Annotated in this window: 22 protein-coding genes and 1 riboswitch; of the genes, 10 read left to right on the top strand and 12 right to left on the bottom strand. The window is 59.7% G+C overall.

The genetic code is table 11. The annotated features are described in order from the left end of the window. Positions 1-6 precede the first annotated feature (6 nt). The 3 genes from VGK14_RS13210 to cbpB all read left to right on the top strand — a co-directional run bounded on the left by VGK14_RS13210 (position 7) and on the right by cbpB (position 3,677). On the top strand, positions 7-1,764 hold the full coding sequence (locus VGK14_RS13210) for a PAS domain S-box protein (RefSeq protein WP_331509559.1): 1,758 nt from the start codon (positions 7-9) through the stop codon (positions 1,762-1,764). Positions 1,765-1,848: 84 nt separating this feature from the next. Further along, a riboswitch (cobalamin riboswitch) is annotated at positions 1,849-2,061 on the top strand. 90 nt (positions 2,062-2,151) lie between these two features. Then, entirely contained in the window at positions 2,152-2,301 is a 150-nt protein-coding gene (gene cbpA / locus VGK14_RS13205; protein WP_331509558.1) for a modified peptide precursor CbpA, read from the top strand. Beyond that, positions 2,298-3,677 carry a peptide-modifying radical SAM enzyme CbpB gene (cbpB, locus tag VGK14_RS13200; RefSeq protein WP_331509557.1) on the top strand — a complete coding sequence of 460 codons (1,380 nt, stop codon included), beginning with the start codon at positions 2,298-2,300 and terminating at the stop codon, positions 3,675-3,677. The genes cbpA and cbpB overlap by 4 nt, the downstream gene beginning before the upstream one ends. An 87-nt stretch (positions 3,678-3,764) precedes the next feature. Here cbpB and rplI read toward each other — a convergent pair whose 3' ends face one another. The 4 genes from rplI to rpsF are packed head-to-tail and all read right to left on the bottom strand — an operon-like array spanning position 3,765 to position 5,158. Continuing rightward, positions 3,765-4,214 (bottom strand): 50S ribosomal protein L9, encoded by a 450-nt coding sequence (gene rplI / locus VGK14_RS13195; protein WP_331509556.1) that lies wholly within the window; start codon positions 4,212-4,214, stop codon positions 3,765-3,767. A 12-nt stretch (positions 4,215-4,226) separates the two neighbouring features. After that, a complete protein-coding gene (gene rpsR / locus VGK14_RS13190) occupies positions 4,227-4,454 on the bottom strand; it encodes a 30S ribosomal protein S18 (protein WP_331509555.1) in 228 nt (75 codons plus the stop codon). 23 nt (positions 4,455-4,477) lie between these two features. Then, entirely contained in the window at positions 4,478-4,774 is a 297-nt protein-coding gene (gene priB, locus VGK14_RS13185) for a primosomal replication protein N (RefSeq protein WP_331509554.1), read from the bottom strand. After that, positions 4,775-5,158 (bottom strand): 30S ribosomal protein S6, encoded by a 384-nt coding sequence (gene rpsF / locus VGK14_RS13180; RefSeq protein ID WP_331509553.1) that lies wholly within the window; start codon positions 5,156-5,158, stop codon positions 4,775-4,777. A gap of 212 nt (positions 5,159-5,370) precedes the next feature. On the opposite strand from rpsF, the gene VGK14_RS13175 reads away from it, so the two are divergent. Beyond that, positions 5,371-6,093, top strand: a complete 723-nt coding sequence (locus VGK14_RS13175; protein WP_331509552.1) for an SPOR domain-containing protein — start codon at positions 5,371-5,373, stop codon at positions 6,091-6,093. On the opposite strand, the gene VGK14_RS13170 is transcribed toward VGK14_RS13175, so the two are convergent. The 5 genes from VGK14_RS13170 to gnd are packed head-to-tail and all read right to left on the bottom strand — an operon-like array spanning position 6,094 to position 10,228. Beyond that, positions 6,094-7,101 (bottom strand): serine/threonine protein kinase, encoded by a 1,008-nt coding sequence (locus VGK14_RS13170; protein ID WP_331509551.1) that lies wholly within the window; start codon positions 7,099-7,101, stop codon positions 6,094-6,096. Beyond that, a complete protein-coding gene (locus tag VGK14_RS13165; RefSeq protein ID WP_331509550.1) occupies positions 7,098-7,409 on the bottom strand; it encodes a DUF190 domain-containing protein in 312 nt (103 codons plus the stop codon). The genes VGK14_RS13170 and VGK14_RS13165 overlap by 4 nt, the downstream gene beginning before the upstream one ends. A 5-nt stretch (positions 7,410-7,414) precedes the next feature. After that, complete coding sequence (gene crcB / locus VGK14_RS13160; protein WP_331509549.1) at positions 7,415-7,798, bottom strand: fluoride efflux transporter CrcB; 384 nt, start codon at positions 7,796-7,798, stop codon at positions 7,415-7,417. A 9-nt stretch (positions 7,799-7,807) separates the two neighbouring features. Next, positions 7,808-9,295, bottom strand: a complete 1,488-nt coding sequence (zwf, locus tag VGK14_RS13155) for a glucose-6-phosphate dehydrogenase (protein ID WP_331509548.1) — start codon at positions 9,293-9,295, stop codon at positions 7,808-7,810. 6 nt (positions 9,296-9,301) lie between these two features. Further along, complete coding sequence (gene gnd / locus VGK14_RS13150) at positions 9,302-10,228, bottom strand: phosphogluconate dehydrogenase (NAD(+)-dependent, decarboxylating) (RefSeq protein ID WP_331509577.1); 927 nt, start codon at positions 10,226-10,228, stop codon at positions 9,302-9,304. Positions 10,229-10,334: 106 nt separating this feature from the next. Between gnd and glgA the strand changes: the two genes are divergently transcribed. Further along, positions 10,335-11,786, top strand: a complete 1,452-nt coding sequence (glgA, locus tag VGK14_RS13145) for a glycogen synthase GlgA (protein ID WP_331509547.1) — start codon at positions 10,335-10,337, stop codon at positions 11,784-11,786. A gap of 140 nt (positions 11,787-11,926) precedes the next feature. Here the strand turns inward: glgA and glgP are convergent, their stop codons facing one another. Beyond that, the gene (gene glgP, locus VGK14_RS13140; RefSeq protein ID WP_331509546.1) at positions 11,927-14,482 is read right to left on the bottom strand and encodes an alpha-glucan family phosphorylase; all 2,556 of its coding nucleotides are present in this window, start codon (positions 14,480-14,482) and stop codon (positions 11,927-11,929) included. A gap of 70 nt (positions 14,483-14,552) precedes the next feature. Continuing rightward, entirely contained in the window at positions 14,553-15,101 is a 549-nt protein-coding gene (orn, locus tag VGK14_RS13135; RefSeq protein ID WP_331509545.1) for an oligoribonuclease, read from the bottom strand. A 57-nt stretch (positions 15,102-15,158) separates the two neighbouring features. Here orn and VGK14_RS13130 point away from each other — a divergent pair, with 57 nt between their 5' ends. From VGK14_RS13130 to queD, 5 genes are read left to right on the top strand one after another with little or no spacing between them, the layout of a single operon-like run. Further along, positions 15,159-16,409, top strand: a complete 1,251-nt coding sequence (locus VGK14_RS13130; protein ID WP_331509544.1) for a M48 family metallopeptidase — start codon at positions 15,159-15,161, stop codon at positions 16,407-16,409. A gap of 13 nt (positions 16,410-16,422) precedes the next feature. After that, on the top strand, positions 16,423-16,731 hold the full coding sequence (locus tag VGK14_RS13125; protein ID WP_331509543.1) for a cytochrome c: 309 nt from the start codon (positions 16,423-16,425) through the stop codon (positions 16,729-16,731). Beyond that, positions 16,732-17,592, top strand: a complete 861-nt coding sequence (gene rsgA / locus VGK14_RS13120; RefSeq protein WP_331509542.1) for a ribosome small subunit-dependent GTPase A — start codon at positions 16,732-16,734, stop codon at positions 17,590-17,592. Between the two features lie 5 nt (positions 17,593-17,597). After that, positions 17,598-18,521, top strand: coding sequence for a histone deacetylase family protein (locus VGK14_RS13115; protein WP_331509541.1), 924 nt, complete (start codon positions 17,598-17,600; stop codon positions 18,519-18,521). 24 nt (positions 18,522-18,545) lie between these two features. After that, complete coding sequence (gene queD / locus VGK14_RS13110; RefSeq protein ID WP_331509540.1) at positions 18,546-18,992, top strand: 6-carboxytetrahydropterin synthase QueD; 447 nt, start codon at positions 18,546-18,548, stop codon at positions 18,990-18,992. Here the strand turns inward: queD and rfbD are convergent. Next, a partial coding sequence (gene rfbD / locus VGK14_RS13105; RefSeq protein WP_331509539.1) for a dTDP-4-dehydrorhamnose reductase occupies positions 18,989-19,761 on the bottom strand: 773 nt, incomplete at its 5' end. The two genes, queD and rfbD, sit on opposite strands and share 4 nt — an antisense overlap.

The following is a 19,761-nucleotide window of genomic DNA, read 5'->3' as shown; positions in this document are numbered from 1 at the left end:
TAGCGCATGACCATCTACTTGTCGATCGGATTATTCGCAAGCCTGGCCGGCTTTGCGCTGGGAGTTGCCCATGCGCGACGGAAGGAACGCAGCCTGCGCCAATCGCAGATGGCCACATGGCAGCAAAGTTTCGAAAAACGCTACTACAATATCCTGAACCATGCTTCCATCGGCATGGCCAACGTCGCCCTTGATAACCGGTTTATTGAAGTCAATCATGCATTTTGCGAATTGCTTGGTTATGCAAAAGAAGATCTCGAAAAACTGACGTTGCAGCAAATCACCCACCCGGACGATCTGGCCGTCAATCTGTTCAACGTGGAGCGCCTCCTGAACGAAGAAATCGGTTCCTACCAGCTTGAAAACCGCTATTTGTGCAAAGACGGCAATGTCGTATGGGTATTGCAGACGGGATCTGTGTTGCGCGATAACCAGAATCGGGCTTTGAATTTCATAGTCCAGGTACAGGATATTACCGAACACAAGCATGCAGAGCAGGCGTTGCGCGAGGACGAATACATCCTGCGCAGGATGCTGGACAATGTGCCGGCCCGAATTTCCTACTGGAACAGCGAGCTGCGCAACGAATTCGCCAATATCGGCTATGAAGAATGGTTTGGCTTCACGCCCGAACAAATGCACGGGCGCCATATGCGCGAAATCATAGGCGAAAAACGCTATGCGATGAACGAACACCATCTGCAAGGTGTTCTGCGAGGCGAGCCGCAGCTGTTCGAGCGCGCTGTCAAGAATATGAAAGGCATCGATCGCTATACCCAGATTTCCTACAACCCCGACATTTCGGGCGGCAAGGTGAAAGGATTTTTCGTACTGGTCACGGATATCACCCAACGCCGGCAGGCAGAAATGGCTCTCAGGGCGAGCGAGAGGCGTTTCCGCAAAGTGCTGGAAAGTGCACCGATCGGCATGGCGCTGCTATCGCTGGACAACCATTTCACGCAAGTCAATCGGGCATTCTGCAGGATTTCCGGCTACGGCTGGGAAGAGTTGCTCAATCTTACCGTCGAAGACATCACCCACCCGGATGACACCCGGAGCTACCAATCCATAGCCCAGCATTTAAAAACCGGCGGGATCGACACCTATGAAATCGAAAAACGCTACATTCAGAAAGACGGGCAAATCGTTTGGGTGCTGTTGACCGCTTCCCTGCTACGCGACGATGAGGGCGCGCCGCAACGGATCATCAAACAGGTACAGGACATTATCCACCGCAAAAAGCTGGAGCGCGAACTCGAGCGGCAAGCCCACACCGACTATCTGACCGGGCTCGCCAATCGACGCCATTTTCTGGAACTGGCCGAACATGAAATTGCGCACGCGCGGCGTTATGGCGGAGAACTGTCGGTGGCCATGCTTGACCTCGATCATTTCAAAAACGTCAATGACACCTATGGACACCAGGTCGGGGACGTGGTCCTGAAAGAGCTCGCCAAAATTTGCCAACGGACGCTGCGCGAAGTCGATGTTATCGGCCGCCTGGGCGGAGAAGAGTTCGCCATTCTTTTTCCCGAAACCGGCGGCAACGAGGCTTACGACATCATCGAACGCCTGCGAGAGGCCATCGCCACTACCGCCGTACCCCTGGAGCATGCCCAAACGCTGCATTTCACTGCATCCATCGGCATCGCTTCTTTCGTCAGGGCAGACGCCAATATCGACATCCTGCTCAACCGGGCCGACAAAGCACTGTATGAAGCCAAGATCTCGGGGCGCAACAGGATAGTCGAAGCCGCGGCCTGAAAATGCCAAAGCCGCCATCCGGCCCGACGCATGGGCCGAACGTGTCCCGCCGATATAGGCTTGACCCCCACTCGCGGTTCAGGGAAAATCCCGCCACCGTTCGGTTCGACGAAACGGAACACGGTGCAATTCCGTGGCGGGCCCGCCGCTGTATCCGGGGACGGACGCTGCAAGGTTGGAGAAGCTGTTTTCAGGACAACTTTCAGACCAGCCACTGACGGGGATCACCCCGGCGGGAAGGCGCAGCCATCCGGCTGATCCGGTAGCCAGAAGACGTGTCGAACCGATTCGGAGCCCAGGCAAAGGCTCCGGCTGACTGCATGCTCGCGCGTGCCGTCAGCCGGAGCCTTTTTGTTTTTTCAAAACTACATCACCGAGGAGCCAGTCATGACCCAGACCATGCCAACGCAGCAACCGCCCCATACCGCCGCCAACGCCCAGCCAGCCGCCCCCACCATTGCCGTCCGCAAGAGTTGCAACCCGGACGGCATCGGCCTCTCGCACTATGTGCTGATGGACAAGAAGGCGGCCAAATGACAGCAGCAGCCCTGAGCCGGACAGCCGCAGGTCCGGCGCTGATTTCCATGGATATCGGCCACGACGCCTACGCTGCGGTCACCGACCCCAACACCGCGTTCTGGGCGCTGGTCGACAAAAACCGCGTCGATGAAGCGCTGGCCGATGGCCCACTATTCGACCGCTATCGCGAAAAAGCGGACACTTTCGCGCGCGAGCTGCACGCGCTGCGCTTCGGGCTCAAGCCCTCCGGCGTCTACCTGAACCCGACCGAGCGCTGCAACCTCAACTGCACCTACTGCTATTTGCCGGACACGCAGCGCAGCGGCGGCAGCCACATGCCGACGGAAATGCTGCTGGCTTCGCTCGGCCAGCTGCGCGACTATTTCCGCTCGGTCATGCCGGAAGGCAGGAAGCCCCGCGCCATCTTCCACGGCGCCGAGCCGCTGATGAACAAGACAGCGGTGTTCGCGGCGATTAACGAGTTTGCAGACGATTTCACCTTCGGCCTGCAGACCAACGGCACGCTGCTCGACGCTGCGGCGGTAGAATTCCTCACTGCGCGCAACGTCAGCATCGGCCTCTCGCTCGACGGCCCGGTGGCTGGCATCACCGACGCCACGCGGCGCACCTGGGGCGGCAAGAGCGTGCACGGCAAGGTACTGGCGGCGATGGACAAACTGAAGGGCTACGGCTCGTGGAGCGTGATCACCACCTGCACCACCGAGAACCTGCCGTTTCTCACGCAGATGGTCGAACTGTTCCACGCTCGCGAGGTGCCGACCTGCATGCTCAACGCCGTGCGCTGCACCCTGCCCGGCGCACGCGACGTGAAGCCGGCGGACGGCGACATGGCCCAGGCCTTCACCCAGGCGCTGGACCGCACCCATGAACTGTACCGCGAGACCGGGCGCAAGCTGCTGGTCGCCAACTTCGCCAACATCCTCATCGCCATCCTGGCCCCGACGGCACGGCGCCTGATGTGCGACATTTCGCCCTGCGGCGGCGGCCGCGCCTTCTTCGCGCTGGCCGCGGACGGCAATCTGTATCCCTGCAGCGAGTTTATCGGCCTGCCGCGTTTCAACGGCGGCAACCTACTGGCAACCGGCGGCGTCGAAGCCGCGCTGGCCTCCGCAGCTTTCCGTCCGGTGATCGAGCGCGACGTAGACAAGTTCGCGCCCTGCGCCGACTGCGCCATCCGCCACTTCTGCGGCTCGCCCTGCCCGGCCGAAGCGCACGAGATGAATGGCGGCATGGGCATGATCGGCGCCTTCTGCGAGTTCTACAAGGAACAGGTCAGCTATGCCCTGCGCCTGATCGCCGACGGCAAGGCCAACGACTACCTGTGGGATGGCTGGGACGAAGACACGGAGACAACCTTCGATCTGGGTTGTTGAGCATATCCTGAACGCTGGCCGATAAAAACAAAAAGGGCTGCATAATGCGGCCCTTTTTGCCGGATTTTGCGCCGGAATGCCTTGCTCTTAGTGCTCGCCCAGCACCGACACGGTGATATCCACCACCACGTCGTGATGCAGCGCAACGCTGACCACATGGTCGCCGATGGCCTTGATATGGCCGTTCGGCATGCGGATCTCCGCCTTGGTCACGTCATGACCTTGGGCCTTGAGCGCATCGGCGATGTCGCCGTTGGTGACGGAGCCGAACAAACGGCCGTCCACGCCGGCCTTTTGCGAGATCTGCAGCATGAACCCGGCCAGCTTCTCGCCGCGCGCCTGGGCGCTGACCAGAATTTCGGCCTGCTTCTTTTCCAGTTCGACGCGCTTGGAGGCGAATTCGGCGATGTTAGCCGTAGTAGCGCGCTTGGCCTTGCCCTGCGGGATCAGGTAATTACGGCCGTAACCGTCCTTGACCTTGACGACATCGCCCAGTTGACCGAGGTTGACGACTTTTTCCAGAAGAATAATTTGCATCGTGCGCTCCTCTTAGTGCTTGTCAGTGTAGGGCAGCAGCGCCAGGAAACGGGCGCGCTTGACCGCGGTGGAAAGCTGACGCTGGTAGCGCGCCTTGGTGCCGGTGATACGGGCCGGGATGATCTTGCCGTTTTCGGTGATGAAGTCCTTCAGCACGTCCACATCCTTGTAATCCACTTCCTTCACGGCATCGGCCGAGAAACGGCAGTAACGCTTGCGTTTGAACATATCGCGTGACATGGTAATTCGCCTTTCTTTAAATACTATTCAGTTTCGAGTTCATCGAGATGCAGCACCAGCCGGTCGTTCCTCAGGCTCTTGCGGGCGAGAAATCCGGCGACCTTGACCTTGTCGCCGATCTTCAAACCCGCCGCCTTTTTCGCCAGCTCCGCCATCGCCATCACGGGAACCTCGCATTCGGCCTGCCGCTTCATGCCCGCATCGTTCTGTATCGAAGCATGCTTGACGGTAAAGGCCAGAACCGGAATTCCCGCAGGGGTATGGCGCAGCACTTCCAGCGTAACGATCTCGCCGGAAAGCTCCAGCCGGTTGCAACTCACTTAAGCCGCGGCAGCCTCTGCAGCAGGAGCTTCTGCCGGCTTGGTGCCTATAATGGTCTTGGCCTTTTCTTCCTTCATCATCACCGAAGGAGTGGCAACCGCTTCTTTCATGACGATGGTCAGATGGCGCAGCACGGCATCGTTGAACTTGAAACCGTGCTCGAGTTCGTCCAGGGTTTCCTGGTTGCACTCGATATTCATCAGCAGATAGTGCGCTTTGTGGATTTTCTGGATCGGATAAGCCAGCTGACGGCGGCCCCAGTCTTCAAGACGGTGGATTGCGCCGCCGCCTGCGGTGATCTGCGTGCGATAGCGCTCGATCATCGCGGGCACCTGCTCGCTCTGGTCCGGATGGACGATAAATACGATTTCGTAATGTCGCATAGAGTCTCCTTGTGGGTTGTAGCCTCCCGCATGCGATAACGGTGAAGCAAGGTTAAACAGCTAAAGTTCGGTGCGGGCTGACCTTCGGATCACGCCGAAACCGAAAGCCGCGGATTATACGCAAAAGACGTTTTCTAATCAAATGCTTTCGCACTTCCCATGCTTTTGCATAAATGGTTTAAGATGCCACAAAACATTTACCTGAGAAAATTATGGCTTCTCCTCCTGTCCTCGAAGACCCGAACCACGCCTCGCGCCGCGCCAAGACTCGAATTGGCGTAGCGGTAGTGCTGCTGGCGGTGGCGATCGGCGGGCTGGCATTGCTGAGCAGGCACAAGCCGGGAAGTCAAATCGAAGAACCGCAATCCCAAAAACAGGAAAGCGTTTCCAGCGGGGAAAGCAAACCGGCCATGCCGGCACCGGAAACACCGGTGCAAATCAATAGCGCGCAGCAGGAGCCGCCGCTTCCACCCGCACCCGAAACCCCCGCCGAACCGCCGCCCCCCCCGCCACCGGCCCCGGTCGTAAACCAGTTGCCGCCGGAGCCGCGGCGCTCGGCTTCACCCGCCACGCCGCACGCCGTAACCGCATCGCCGACAAAACCGCCGGAAAAAACCGTTGCTGCTGCAGCGGCGGCAAAACCCGCTACGGCCCCAGCCCAACCCGTTACCGCCGAAAAACCGCTCACCGGGAAGCCAGCGGCCACATCGGTCAAGGCAGAGCCAGCGCCCAAGGCATTCATGGTTCAGGTAGGCGTTTTCACCGACATGGAAAATGCCAGGCAGCTGCAGGCCAAGCTGGCGGAACACGGCATTCCGTCGCATACTGAGACCAAGCTGCAGGTTGGCCCGTTCAATACCAAGGCGGAAGCCGATGCAGCGCAGGAAAAACTCAAGGCACTGGGGATGGGTGCGGTGATTTTACCGATGAAATGATCACCAGCGTGCCAAGGGCGCCTCGTCCATCAAGGCGATCTGCTCGCGCAGTTCAAGAATGCGATCCTGCCAGTAACGCTGCGTGTTGAACCAGGGAAATGCCGCCGGAAAAGCCGGATCGTCCCAGCGCCGCGCCAGCCAGGCCGCATAATGGATCAAGCGCAGCGTACGCAGCGCCTCGATCAGGTTGAGCTCGCGCGGGTCGAATTCATGGAAACACTCATAGCCTTCCAGCAAGTCGGACAGTTGCCGCGTCATGTCGGCGCGTTCGCCCGACAGCAGCATCCACAGATCCTGCACCGCCGGTCCCATGCGGCTGTCGTCGAAATCGACGAAATGCGGGCCGCGGCTCGCTTCCTGCTCCGTCCACAGCACGTTTCCCGCATGGCAATCGCCGTGCAGACGCAGCATCCGTATTGGCCCGGCACGCTCGAAACAGCGGCGCACGCCATCCAGCGCCTGCGCCACCACGCCGCGATAAACCTGTTCCAGCTCAAGCGGAATAAACCCGTGCGACAGCAGATATTCGCTGGGCTCCTCACCGAAACTGGCGATATCGAGCAGCGGGCGCAGGGCAAACGGCTTTAATGCGCCTACCGCATGGATACGGCCGATGAAACGCCCCATCCACTCCAGCGTCTCCGGGTCATCCAGTTCCGGCGCGCGGCCACCCTGCCTGGCAAATACCGCAAAGCGGAAATCGCGATAATGATGCAGGGTATGGCCGGCTAGCCGCAATGCCGGCACCACCGGCACTTCCTGTTCGGCGAGCTGGCGCACAAAATCGTGCTCTTCCAGGATGGCGTCATCCGTCCAGCGCGCCGGCCGATAGAACTTCACCACCAGCGGCGGGCCTTCATCCATGCCCACCTGATAAACGCGATTTTCGTAACTGTTGAGCGCAAGCAGGCGGCCGTCGCCGCGCAAGCCCACGCTATCGAGGGCGTCCAGCACGAAGTCGGGAGTCAGTTCGGAAAACGGCGCGTTATTGGGTGCTGCGGAACTCAAGTCGTGCCGAATTCCACCGCGTGCCGCAAGTAAAACACCGACACTTTTTCTGCCGCGAGCAAAGCCAGCAGTTTCTGCACTTCCGCCTCGCCGGTCGCGAATTCGACGGCGACCGGCAGCTCATCCGCCAGTTCGAAAAAGTGCTCCTCGTGCATGCGGCCGTGCCTGCCGTAGCCGGCGATGGCACGGAAGGCCGATCCGCCGCTGATGCCGAGCTTGTGCGCCTCTTCCAGTATCCATTCGTACAACAGCTTGCCATGGTGCTTGGTGGTTTGCGGCATGAACAGCTTGAGATAGATGCCTTGCATGACGGTCACCCCTTGATCATGTTGATGGTGAAGATGCCCAGCATGGTCATTGCCAGCGAGCCCAGCAGATGCGCTGAAATATGCGCCGTCGCCCAGCCGTATTGGTGACGTGACAGTAGCGTCACCGCTTCGGCCGAGAACGTGGAAAACGTGGTCAGCCCGCCGAGAAAGCCGGTGGTGATGAACAGGCGCGCTTCCGCCGGCAAACTGGCGTAGTGAGTAAGGATGCCCATCGCAATCCCCATCAGATAACCGCCGACGAGGTTCGCCGCCAGCGTGCCGAGCGGCAGCGTGGGCAGCAGCGGGTTGAGCAGCAAGCCCAACGCCCAGCGCAGCCAGGCGCCGCCGGCGGCGCCCAGGCCTATCGCAAAGAGCGCGTTAAGCCCCAAGAGGCATTCCTATACTCCGTTGCGCCATTCCTGGTCTTCGCAGTCGAACAGCCGGCTGGACTCATGCAAGCCCCAACTGCCCGCGGGATAGGTATGAATGAAATCGCGCTCCTGCGACCAGTGCTTGAGTATGGGATCAACCACGCGCCATGCCCATTCCACTTCGTCGAAGCGGATGAACAAGGTCTTGTCGCCCTCGATGACATCCAGGATCAGCGCTTCGTAAGCCTCCAGCGGCATTTCGTCCGGGCTGCGGTAGGAGGCATTCAGCTGCGTCACGCGGGTATCCATGCCCAGTCCGGGCGCCTTGACATGCAGCTCCATGTTCATCGACTCGGAGGGCTGCAGCGACAGCAGAATCCAGTTCGGCTCAATCTGCTCCAGCGGCGTGTCGTGGAACAGCTGCTGCGGCGGATGGCGGAAGCGGATGGAGATCGTCGATTGCGTTTTTGCCATGCGCTTGCCGGTGCGCAAATAGAACGGCACGCCGCGCCAGCGCCAGTTATCGATGTAGAACTTGGCGGCAACGAAAGTCTCGGTGACGGAGTTTTTCTCGACGCCCTGCTCTTCCATATAGCCGGGTACCTGCTGTCCCTTGATGGTGCCGGGAGAATATTGCGCGCGGAACGCGTAGGCATTGACCGAACTCTTGGGGATGGGACGGATCGATTTGAGCACTTTCACCTTCTCGTCGCGCACCGCATCGGCTTCCAGCGACGGCGGCGGTTCCATCGCCACCACTGTCAGCAATTGCATCAGGTGGTTCTGCAGCATGTCGCGCATCGCGCCGGCCTTGTCATAGTAGTCGGCGCGCGTGCCGATGCCGAGGTCTTCGGCCACGGTGATCTGCACGTGGTTGATGAAATTGCGGTTCCACAGCGGCTCGATCAGCGTATTGGCAAAGCGGAACACCAGCAGATTCTGCACGGTTTCTTTGCCCAGGTAGTGGTCGATGCGGTAAATCTGCTCTTCGTCGAAGTGCTTGTGCAGCGAACGGTTGAGTTGCTGGGCGGTTTCCAGGTCGGTGCCGAACGGTTTTTCCACCACGATGCGGTGCAGGCCGCGCGGCTTGGAGAACCCGTATTCGTCGAGGTAATTGATGACCGTGTTGAAGTCTTTCGGAATGATCGAAAGATAGAACACGATATTGCTGCAGGAGCCCTCTCTCGGCTCGGATAGTTTTTCCTTCAGCCGCTGATAAAACTCGGCTTGGCGGAGATCGCCGGACAGATAGGAAAAGCGCTTGGCGAAGCGCGCCGCAATCTCCGGGTTCACCTTGTCGCCAAATTTGTCGTGCAGCACCTTGGATAGATGCTCCAGCCAGGCTTCCTGGGTGTACTCCTGCCGCCCCAGCGCCAGAATGCTCATATCGCCCGGAATACGGCCCGCCAGTTCCAGGTTATACAGCGAAGGCAGCAGCTTGATCGTTGCCAGGTTGCCGGTGGCTCCGAAAATGACAAAATGACATGGGCCCGGGATAATTTCGAGATTACTCATTTAAATTTATTCTCCTACCTTAACTGAATGGCCGCCAAAGCCCTTACGCATCATGGCCAGCATCTTGTTGCCAAAATCACCCTTGCCCTGACTGGCAAAGCGCGACATCAACGCCATGGTCATCACCGGGGAAGGCACCCCCTGTTCCACCGACTCCAGCACCGTCCAGCGGCCTTCGCCGGAATCCTCGACCAACGGCTCGATGCTCTTCAGTTCCTGATCCTTTGCCAGGAACGTCGCGGTGAGGTCAAGCAGCCAGCTGCGCACCACACTGCCGTGCCGCCACATTTCGGCGATGGCGGCCAGATCCATATCGAATTCGACCTTGCCCTTCATCAGCGCGAAGCCCTCCGCATAGGCTTTCATCATGCCGTATTCAATGCCGTTATGTATCATCTTGACGAAGTGGCCGGAGCCGCTCGGCCCGCAATGCAACCAGCCCTTGTCCGGTGCCAGCGCCTTGAGGATGGGCTCGATGCGCGACACGGCCGACTTCTCGCCGCCCACCATCAGCGCATAGCCGTTTTCCAGCCCCCAGATGCCGCCGGAAGTTCCCACATCCAGATAATCTACCCCGACCGCCTTCAAAGCCGCAGCCCGATGCTGAGAATCCTTGTAATTGGAATTGCCGCCTTCGATCAGCACATCCCCCGAGGACAGCATGCCCTTGAGCTGCTCGATGGCCTGCTGGGTCGGCTCGCCTGCCGGCAGCATCAGCCAGATCGTGCGCGGCGCATCCAGCCTGGCGACCACGTCAACCAATGACGAGGCCGCCGCCATCCCCTCCTCCATGGCAATCTGCTGCGTGGCGGTGACGTCCTGGCTATAGCCCACCACCTCGATCCCCGCGCGACGCAGCCGCCGCGCCATATTGCCGCCCATGCGGCCCAATCCCACCATTCCGATTTTCATCGCCTTGCTCCTTATGTACATCTCTGCATCGTCTTGCACCGCCAGCTTGGCAGCGGGTATCATCAACGCGGAATAGTATTTTTACGTTCTGCCGGCATTATACAGAACAACAACAAACGGAGTTCCCTTGCGCATCCTCGTAGCCACCTCAGAAGCCTTCCCACTGATCAAAACCGGCGGACTTGCCGATGTATCCGGTTCACTGCCCGCCAATCTTTGTCGACAAAAGGCAGATGCGCGCATTCTCATCCCCGGCTACCCCCAAGTACTGGCCAAGGTAAAAAACGTGGCCCCGGTCGCCAAACTCGACTTCATCCCGCAAGTGGGTTCGGTATCCTTGCTACAAGGTGAGATGCCCGACACCGGCGTGCCGGTCTACGTACTGGATCATGCCGCACTTTATCAGCGCGACGGTGGTCCTTACCAAGACCCCTTGGGCAAGGACTGGATCGACAATCCCCTGCGCTTCGGCGTGCTTTCACATGTAGCTGCAGTATTGAGCTCCGGTTTCAGTCCGCTGGAGTGGATGCCAGACATCGTGCATTGCAATGATTGGCAAACCGGCCTCACCCCCGCCATCCTGCACTTTTTTGGCGCTCCGCGCGCCAAAACGGTGCTGGGAATCCACAATCTTGCTTATCAAGGCAATTTCGGCGCGGAATGGGTCGGCCTGCTGGGCTTGCCGCCGCAAAGCTACCAGATCGCAGGATTGGAGTACTACGGCCAAATGTCGTTCCTCAAGGCCGGTGTTTACTATTCGGACGCGATCATCACCGTCAGTCCGACCTATGCCCAGGAAATCCAGACCGAGGAATATGGCTGCGGCATGCAGGGGCTATTGAAAACACGCGCTGTCGATCTGCATGGCATCCTCAACGGTATCGATACCGACGAATGGAATCCTGCCGTCGACCCCCACCTCATTTGCAATTACGACTACACCAGACTGGCTGAAAAAGGCGCCAATAAGGAAGCCCTGCAAAACCGCCTGGGCCTGGACGTAGACTCGCACACCCCACTCTTGGCTGTAGTCAGCCGTCTGGCCAACCAGAAAGGCCTGGACCTGCTGCTCGGCTGCGCCAGCACGCTGATACACGAAGGCGCCCAACTGGCTTTGCTGGGAAGCGGGGATCCAGGGCTGGAGTACGGTTTCAACCAATTGACCAAGGCGCACCCGGGCCGGGTCAGCGTCACTGTCGGCTACAGCGAGCCGCTATCCCACCAGATCATGGCCAGTTCGGACATTTTCCTGATGCCTTCACGCTTCGAGCCTTGCGGGCTGAACCAGATGTACGGCCTCGCGTACGGCACCCCTCCAGTCGTGCGGCGTACCGGGGGACTGGCCGATTCGGTGCAAGATACCGATGCCGACTCGCTGAAATCCGGCCACGCTAACGGCTTCGTGTTCGAACGGGCGACCGAGGCCGAGTTTCTGGCCTGCGTACGCCGCGCCATCGCCCTGTTCCGCGATCGGAAATCCTGGCTGCAACTGCAGCAGAACGGCATGAAACGCGACTTCAGCTGGACGCCAAGCACAAAACAATACCTTTCGATTTATCGGGCGCTGAAAGATCTTTAAAACCGGGTGGGGCGGAGAATTCTGGCACAAGTATTGCTTAAAAATAAGCAGGCTATCTCCAAGCCGAATCTCCTCCCTCCGGGCGCGTTTTGCGCCCTTTTTTTGCCTTGAGGTGTCAGGTCAACATTCGCGGCGAAAAGCTACAACCAAGCCATCAATCCCGTTTCATGCGGATGCGTGAGCAGTTCATGGTCCGGATAAACGCGCACCTGATAGCCAAGCCTGCCGCAAAGCTCGGGCTGCATATCCAATACAAACACATGCTCATCGCCAACCTGGCCGGAACATTCGAATTTGAACGGCATGCAGGCTTTGCTATGGCTGATGCTGCGCGACCGCCCCAGTAGCATTTCAACCCGCACATCCTCCGGCCCCAGCCCGTTCAGCCGCACCGCGACCTCGACATGGATGGTTTCGCCAAAATTGATGCGCTTGAGCGGCGCATCCAGGCGGCGCAGGGCGATATCAGGCCAGCTGGCGGCAACCCGGGCTTTCCACTGGGCCAGCTCGCGCGCGGCCCTGTAGCCATCCTGAGCGTAAACCAGCCCTTGCTTGCCCGCCGGCAGATAGAACTTGCTGACGTACTCGCCCACCTGGCGCGATGCGCTGAAGTGGGGAATGATGGTCGCCATCGAGCGCTTGGCCAATTTGATCCACTCGTGGGAATAGCCCATTTTGCTTTGATTGTAGTAGGCCGGAATCACATGATCTTGTAGCAATTCGTACAATGTGCGGCTGTCCTCGTGGTACTTTTTGTGCTCGTCGAAATGGTCGGGTGCCGGTTTGATGGCCCAGCCGTTGGTACCGTCGTAGCCTTCGCCCCACCAGCCGTCCAGCACGGAAAGGTTCAACGTACCGTTGATTCCGGCTTTCATGCCCGAAGTGCCGGAAGCCTCCATCGGGTAAACCGGCGTATTGAGCCAGACATCCACGCCGGCCACCAGGCGGCGGGCCAGCCCCAGATCGTAGCCTTCCACCAGCAGCACCTTACCCTCGAATTCCGGCATATTGGCGACCCCATGCACCTGCCGGATAAGATCGTGCCCCGGGGTGTCGGCGGGATGTGCCTTGCCGGCAAAAACGAAGAGCACCGGCCTATCCTTGTCGCCGGTGATCTCGCGCAGCCAGTCCAGGTCATGGAACAGCAGATTGGCACGCTTGTAAGTGGCAAAGCGGCGCGCAAACCCGATGGTCAGCACGCTGGGATCATCGGCATTGCAATACTTCAGCAGACGATCCAGATGCGCCTCGCCGCCGTGGTTGCGCGCATGCTGCAGCGACAGGCGATGGCGTATGCCGTAAAGCATCTGCGACTTGAGGGACTGGCGGACGCTCCAGAACTGCTGGTCTGGAATGTCGTCGATGCGGCTCCAGAATGCCGGATCGTGCAGATGGTTGCGCCATTCGCCGCCCAGGTGCCGGTCGAACAGATCCGCCCATTCCAGCGCCAGGAATGTCGGCACATGCACGCCGTTGGTGATGTAGTCCATCGGATTCTCATCCGGCTCGATCTGCGGCCACAACTTGCGGCAGATGCCCGAAGAAACATCGCCGTGGATGCGCGACACGCCATTCTGGTGGCGCGAGCCGCGTACCGCGAGCGAAGTCATGTTGAATTCGTGAATATTGTCCGGGTCGCGCCCGAGATCGAAAAAGTGTTCCGCCTCGATCCCGAGCTGCGGCCAGAAATGGCTGAAATAGTCCATGATCATCTCGTGGGCGAAATGGTCATGCCCGGCAGGCACCGGCGTATGGGTCGTGAATACCGTATTGACTGCCACCGCCTCCAGCGCACTGGCGAAATCCAGCCCCTGCGCAATCAATTCTCGTATCCGCTCAAGAATGAGAAAAGCCGCATGTCCTTCATTGATGTGCCATACCGTGGGCTTCAGGCCGACTTCCGCCAGGGCTCGCACCCCGCCTATACCCAGCACGATCTCCTGCTGGATGCGCATATGCCTGTCGCCGCCATACAGCTGATAGGTGATGTTGCGGTCAGATTCCGAATTGCTGTCGAGATCGGTATCGAGCAGATACAGCGTGATATGGCCGACACGCGCCTGCCACACCCTGACCTCGATCTTGCGGCCCGGCATTTCGAGGGAAAAATGCGCCGGACTGCCATCGTCGCGCACCGCCGGCGTCACCGGCAGATCGTCGAAATCGGCAGCATTGTAATGGACGAGCTGGTTGCCGTCCGCGTTTATGCGCTGCGTGAAGTAGCCCTGACGATAGAGAAACCCCACTGCGACAAACGGCAGGTTGAGATCGCTCGCTGCCTTGCAATGGTCGCCGGCGAGAATGCCCAGCCCACCGGAATAAATCGGAAAGCTCTCGTGCAAGCCGAACTCGGCGCAGAAATAAGCGATCAGGTCGCCATTCTTGAACTGCTCCTGCCCTTCCAGTTTGGGCGGATCGTTGTGATAGCTGTCATAGGAAGCCAGAACGCGGTTGTAATTGGTCAGAAATGCCTGGTTCTCAGCTGCTTCCTGCAAGCGATGCTCGTCGACGCGGCGCAGGAACACCTTGGGATTATGCCCCGCCACATCCCACAGCTTGGGATGCAGCTGCGCAAAAATGCTGCGCGTGGGGCGGTCCCAGCTATACCAGAGATTGTTGGCAAGCTCTTCCAGGCGGAGCAGCTTGCGCGGAATCTTGGGGACGACTTCGATGGAGTATTTATTACCGTTTTCCATTTATAAACTCCAGGGCCTCTATGCCAGATCAGACTATCTCGCCATCCCGTGGTTCAGCCAACACCTGAGCTCAATCGAGCTTGATGAAGTGTTCCCGGTAATACTTCAGCTCATCGATGGATTCGAGAATGTCGGCCATCGCCGTATGGCTGCCGGCCTTCTTGAAGCCGTCGTAAATCTTCGGCTTCCAGCGGCGCGCCAATTCCTTGAGCACGCTGACATCCAGGTTGCGATAGTGAAAATAGGCTTCCAGCTTGGGCATGTAGCGCGCCAGAAAACGCCGGTCCTGGCAAATGGAATTGCCGCACATCGGCGATTTGCCAAGAGGGACATATTGCTTGAGGAATTCGATCATCTGCGCCTCGGCCTCGGCTTCGGTCAAAGTCGAAGCCTTGACCTTGTCGATCAGGCCGGATTTGCCGTGCGTACCCTTATTCCACGCATCCATGCCGTCCAGCACCGAATCCGGCTGGTGTACCACCAGCACTGGCGACTCGGCTACCGTGTTCAGGTTGGCATCGGTAATCACTATGGCGAGCTCCAGGATGGCGTCGGTGTCTGGCAGCAAACCGCTCATCTCCATGTCTATCCATATCAGATTATCGTTATCCTGTGCCATAATGAACCTTCTCCAATTCCGCTCTTCAAATGCTTGAGATTCTAACCCAATTCGCCTATGACCGCCTTCTCAGCTTTATTCGTAGCCCTTGTCGCCCTTACCCTGATCATGCAGCAATGGCTGGGACGCAGGCAGATTTCCCATGTGCTCTCGCACCGTAATTCCGTGCCTGCCGCGTTCACCCGCAACATCAGCCTGGAATCGCACCAAAAAGCGGCGGATTACAGCATTGCCAAGACCCGCCTGGGGCTGAAGGAAAGCGCCGCGAGCGCTGCGGTATTGCTGTTGCTCACGCTGGGCGGCGGCTTGCAGCTGATCGATAGCACATGGCATGCCTGGGTTTCCGGCCACGCGATGCTGACCGGCATCCTTGTCATCGCCACCGCCGTTTTGGTGACCAGTCTGGTCGACCTGCCCTTCGACTATTACAAAACATTCACCATCGACGAGCGCTTCGGCTTCAACAAGATGACGCCGACGATGTTCTTTCAGGACCTGTTGAAAAACGCGCTGGTAGGCTTGGTGATGGGCTTGCCGCTGCTGCTGGCGGCGCTGTGGCTGATGCAGAGCTCGGGCAGTTACTGGTGGCTGTGGCTGTGGTGCGTGTGGGCCGTGTTCAACCTGCTGGTGCTGGCGATTTATCCCACGCTGATCGCCCCCATGTTCAACAAATTTTCGCCGCTGACCGATGCTGCCTTGAAAACCCGCATCGAAGCGCTATTGGCCAAGTGCGGCTTCAAATCCCAGGGCCTGTTCGTGATGGACGGCTCGCGCCGCACCAGCCACGGCAATGCCTATTTCACCGGCTTCGGCGCCAATAAGCGGGTGGTGTTCTTCGACACCTTGCTGGAGCGCCTGGACGGCGACGAGATCGAAGCCGTGCTCGCCCACGAACTCGGCCATTTCAAGCGGCGCCATGTCATCAAACGCATCGTGATGATGTTCGCGGTGAGCTTTGCCGGCCTCGCCCTGCTGGGCTGGCTCAAAGAGACCGACTGGTTCTACAGCGGACTCGGCGTAGCGACGCCCAGCGACCACATGGCGCTGCTGCTGCTGTTGCTCACGAGCCCGGTGCTGACTTTCCTGCTGCGCCCGCTGTTCGCCGCTTACGCGCGCAGCAACGAGTTCGAAGCCGACGAGTATGCCGCTCGGCACAGCAGCGCGCGCCATCTGGTCGAGGCACTGGTCAAGCTGTACCGCGACAATGCCTCAACGCTGACGCCGGACCCGCTGCATTCGGCTTTTTACGATTCGCACCCGCCCGCCAGCATACGCGTGGCGCATCTGGAACGGCTGGCGGCGGCATGACAGGAGGCACTCCATGAAACGTTCGCTGATCGCTTGTGCCTTGCTGGGCCTTGCCACAGCCGCCAGCGCCGACCCTTTCGCCGCGGGCAATCCCAAGATCGGCAAGCAGATGATGGACAAGAATTGCACCTCCTGCCATGTCTCCAGCTTCGGCGGAGACGGCTCGGCCATTTATACCCGCGAAGACCGCATCGTCGAAAACGCCAGCGGGCTGCTGGCCCGTATCCGCACCTGCGAAACCAATCTCGGCCTCAAATGGTTCGAAGATGAGGAATTGCACGTCGCCGCTTACCTCAACCAAACCTATTATCACTTCAAGTAATTGCTGCACGGCCTGATCGTTGCCGCGCACGGCAAACGCTACGACGTCGAGCTTGCCGACGGCAGCATCGTCAGTTGCGTCACGCGCGGCAAGAAAAGCGAACTGGCGTGCGGCGACCGCGTCGAGATCAAGCGTACCGATACCGCCGACGGCGTGGTGGAAAATTTCCTGCCGCGCACCAGCCTGCTCTATCGCAGCAATGAATACCGCAAGAAACTGCTGGCCGCCAATGTCACGCAGATCCTCATCGTGCTGGCCGCCAGGCCCTCCTATTATCCCGAACTGCTGGACCGCTGCCTAGTCGCCGCCGGGGCCGAGGATATCCGGCCGCTGATCGTGCTGAACAAGGCCGACCTGCCGGAATCCGCGGAAGCGCTCGCCCGGCTGCGGCTTTACGAGCAACTAGGCTATCCGGTACTGGCACTTTGCGCCAAACGGGACATCGCCCCGCTGCTGCCCTGGCTGCAGGGCCATACCAGCGTGCTGGTGGGCCAATCCGGCATGGGCAAATCCACGCTGGTCAATGCCTTGCTGCCGGCGGCCCAGGCCCGCACCCGCGAAATTTCCTCGGCGCTGGACAGCGGCAAGCACACCACCACCGCCGCGCGGCTCTATCACCTTAACGGCGACAGCCACCTGATCGATTCTCCCGGCTTGCAGGAATTCGGCCTCGCCCACCTGACGCCGGACCAGATCGAACACGCCTTCGTCGAGTTCCGGCCATACCTCGGCAAATGCCGCTTCAACAATTGCCGGCATCTGAACGAGCCGGACTGCGCCTTGCACAATGCCGTCGCCGCCGGCCTGATCGCCGAATCACGCCTGCTTTGCTATCATAAGCTCATTCAGCATCCCGTCTAAATCCCGTGCATACCGCTTTCATCAGCCATCCCGACACCTTGCTGCACGTCATGGACGGGCACCATCCGGAATCTCCCGCGCGCATTTCGGCGATCAAGGATCGCCTGATGGCGGCGCATCTGTATGATTACCTGAAAGCTCAGGACGCGCCGCTGGCCACCGATGAGCAGCTCACCCGCGTACATGCTCCGGCTTATGTCAAGCACATCCGTGATATCGCGCCGCAGGCCGGCATCGTTCATTTGGACCAGGACACCGCGATGGGGCCGATGACCCTGTCCGCGGCATTGCATGCGGCCGGGGCCACCGTAATGGCGGTCGACCTGGTGATGTCCGGCCGGGTGCAAAATGCATTCTGCTGCGTGCGCCCGCCGGGGCACCATGCCGGGCGCAGCACCGCGGCCGGATTCTGCATTTTCAACAATGTCGCAGTGGGCGTCGCCCACGCCATCGCCCAATACGGCGTCGGGCGCGCGGCCATCATCGATTTCGACGTACATCACGGCGACGGCACCGAGGACATTTTCAAGGACAACGCCAGTGTCATGCTGTGCTCCACTTTCCAGCATCCGCTCTACCCGTTCAAAGGCGCCGAGTCCCGCACCGAGCGCATGATCAACGTCCCGCTGGCAGCCGGCTCCGGCAGCAGGATTTTCCGCGATGCGGTGGAGCGCGAGTTCGCGCCGGCATTGAAAAAGTTCGCTCCGCAGTTCATATTCATCTCTGCCGGCTTCGACGCCCATGCCGGCGAAGACCTGGGCGGGCTGAACCTGGTGCGCGACGATTACGTCTGGGCGACTGAATTCATCAAGGATGTGGCGCACCGGCATGCCGCCGACCGCATCGTGTCATCGCTGGAGGGCGGTTATGAGCTGCACGCGCTGGCGGACAGCGTGATGGCGCACGTCAGGGCCCTCGCCGGCCTGTAAAGCGCGGCTGGTATAATCCCCATCATGCAAATCACCACCAGACTCGAATTCGACGCCGGCCACCGCATCCCCAGCCACAAAAGCCAGTGCCGCAACCTGCACGGCCACCGCTATGTGATCGAAATCACGCTTTCCGGCGACATCATCCAGAACGAGGGCGCCTCCGAGCAGGGCATGGTGATGGATTTTTCCGACGTCAAAGCCATCGCCCGGCGGCAGGTGGCGGACAAATGGGATCACGCGTTTCTGGTTTACCGATATGACAAAATGGTGCTGGATTTCCTGAACTCCATGCCGGACCATAAAACCGTCATCATGCAAAATGTGCCGACCGCCGAGAACATGGCGGCCGAAGCATTCCGCATCCTCGACGCCAGCTACCGCGACACCTACGGCAATCACCTGCGACTGGAACGGGTCAGGCTGTATGAAACGCCCAACAGCTGGGCGGACGCGCTGCGCGAAGCTTAAAGGGCAACCGTCGCCGCCTCGTCCAGCACCATTCCCAGGCACTCGCGCCACTCCGGCAGTTCCAGCCCGAAGGTTCTAGCCAGTTTACCGTTGTCCAGTATCGAGTTGGCCGGCCGTTTTGCCGCGGTGGGATATTGGTCCGTCGTGATGGGTGCTATGTTCTGCAGTTGCAGTCTGAGCACCGGCCAGCCCCGGGCTTCGCGCCGGGCGCGATACTCCTCGAGGATGGCGCGGGCGACGCCATACCAGGAAGCGCTGCCCGCACAGCTGAGATGATATGTCCCCGACAATGCCTCCAGATCGCCGCCCGCCAGCATCAGGGCGGAAACTTCCGCGATCATGCGGCTCCAGGTCGGGCTGCCCAGCTGGTCATCCACCACATCGAGCGCATGGCGTTCGTTCGCCAAACGTAATATCGTCAGCATGAAATTTCTGCCGCGCGCGCCATAGACCCAGCTGGTGCGCAGGATCAGGTGCGGCACATCGACCGCGCGGATGGCCTCTTCGCCCGCCAGTTTGCTGCGGCCGTAGCTGCTCGCCGGATTGGTCGGGTCATTTTCGCGATATGGCCCGGGCTTGGCTCCATCGAACACGTAATCGGTGGAGTAATGTACCAGCATCGCATGCATGCGCTTGGCTTCTTCAGCCAGGATGCCCGGGGCTACGCCATTGATCGCCATCGCCAGTTCCGGCTCGTTCTCGGCGCGGTCTACCGCGGTATAAGCCGCCGGGTTGACGATCAGGTGCGGCCGGATCTCGCGCAGCGCCC

The sequence above is a fragment of the Novimethylophilus sp. genome, assembly GCF_036504375.1.
Lineage (GTDB): Bacteria > Pseudomonadota > Gammaproteobacteria > Burkholderiales > Methylophilaceae > Novimethylophilus.
This window is presented reverse-complemented; position numbering and strand designations above follow the sequence as displayed.

What these genes read in the sequence shown, in the direction of transcription:
- VGK14_RS13210 (WP_331509559.1), top strand. Translation starts at nt 7, where the DNA reads ATGACCATCTACTTGTCGATCGGATTATTCGCAAGCCTGGCCGGCTTT.
- cbpA (WP_331509558.1), top strand. Translation starts at nt 2,152, where the DNA reads ATGACCCAGACCATGCCAACGCAGCAACCGCCCCATACCGCCGCCAAC.
- cbpB (WP_331509557.1), top strand. Translation starts at nt 2,298, where the DNA reads ATGACAGCAGCAGCCCTGAGCCGGACAGCCGCAGGTCCGGCGCTGATT.
- rplI (WP_331509556.1), bottom strand. Translation starts at nt 4,214, where the DNA reads ATGCAAATTATTCTTCTGGAAAAAGTCGTCAACCTCGGTCAACTGGGC.
- rpsR (WP_331509555.1), bottom strand. Translation starts at nt 4,454, where the DNA reads ATGTCACGCGATATGTTCAAACGCAAGCGTTACTGCCGTTTCTCGGCC.
- rpsF (WP_331509553.1), bottom strand. Translation starts at nt 5,158, where the DNA reads ATGCGACATTACGAAATCGTATTTATCGTCCATCCGGACCAGAGCGAG.
- VGK14_RS13175 (WP_331509552.1), top strand. Translation starts at nt 5,371, where the DNA reads ATGGCTTCTCCTCCTGTCCTCGAAGACCCGAACCACGCCTCGCGCCGC.
- VGK14_RS13165 (WP_331509550.1), bottom strand. Translation starts at nt 7,409, where the DNA reads ATGCAAGGCATCTATCTCAAGCTGTTCATGCCGCAAACCACCAAGCAC.
- zwf (WP_331509548.1), bottom strand. Translation starts at nt 9,295, where the DNA reads ATGAGTAATCTCGAAATTATCCCGGGCCCATGTCATTTTGTCATTTTC.
- gnd (WP_331509577.1), bottom strand. Translation starts at nt 10,228, where the DNA reads ATGTACATAAGGAGCAAGGCGATGAAAATCGGAATGGTGGGATTGGGC.
- glgP (WP_331509546.1), bottom strand. Translation starts at nt 14,482, where the DNA reads ATGGAAAACGGTAATAAATACTCCATCGAAGTCGTCCCCAAGATTCCG.
- orn (WP_331509545.1), bottom strand. Translation starts at nt 15,101, where the DNA reads ATGGCACAGGATAACGATAATCTGATATGGATAGACATGGAGATGAGC.
- VGK14_RS13130 (WP_331509544.1), top strand. Translation starts at nt 15,159, where the DNA reads ATGACCGCCTTCTCAGCTTTATTCGTAGCCCTTGTCGCCCTTACCCTG.
- VGK14_RS13125 (WP_331509543.1), top strand. Translation starts at nt 16,423, where the DNA reads ATGAAACGTTCGCTGATCGCTTGTGCCTTGCTGGGCCTTGCCACAGCC.
- queD (WP_331509540.1), top strand. Translation starts at nt 18,546, where the DNA reads ATGCAAATCACCACCAGACTCGAATTCGACGCCGGCCACCGCATCCCC.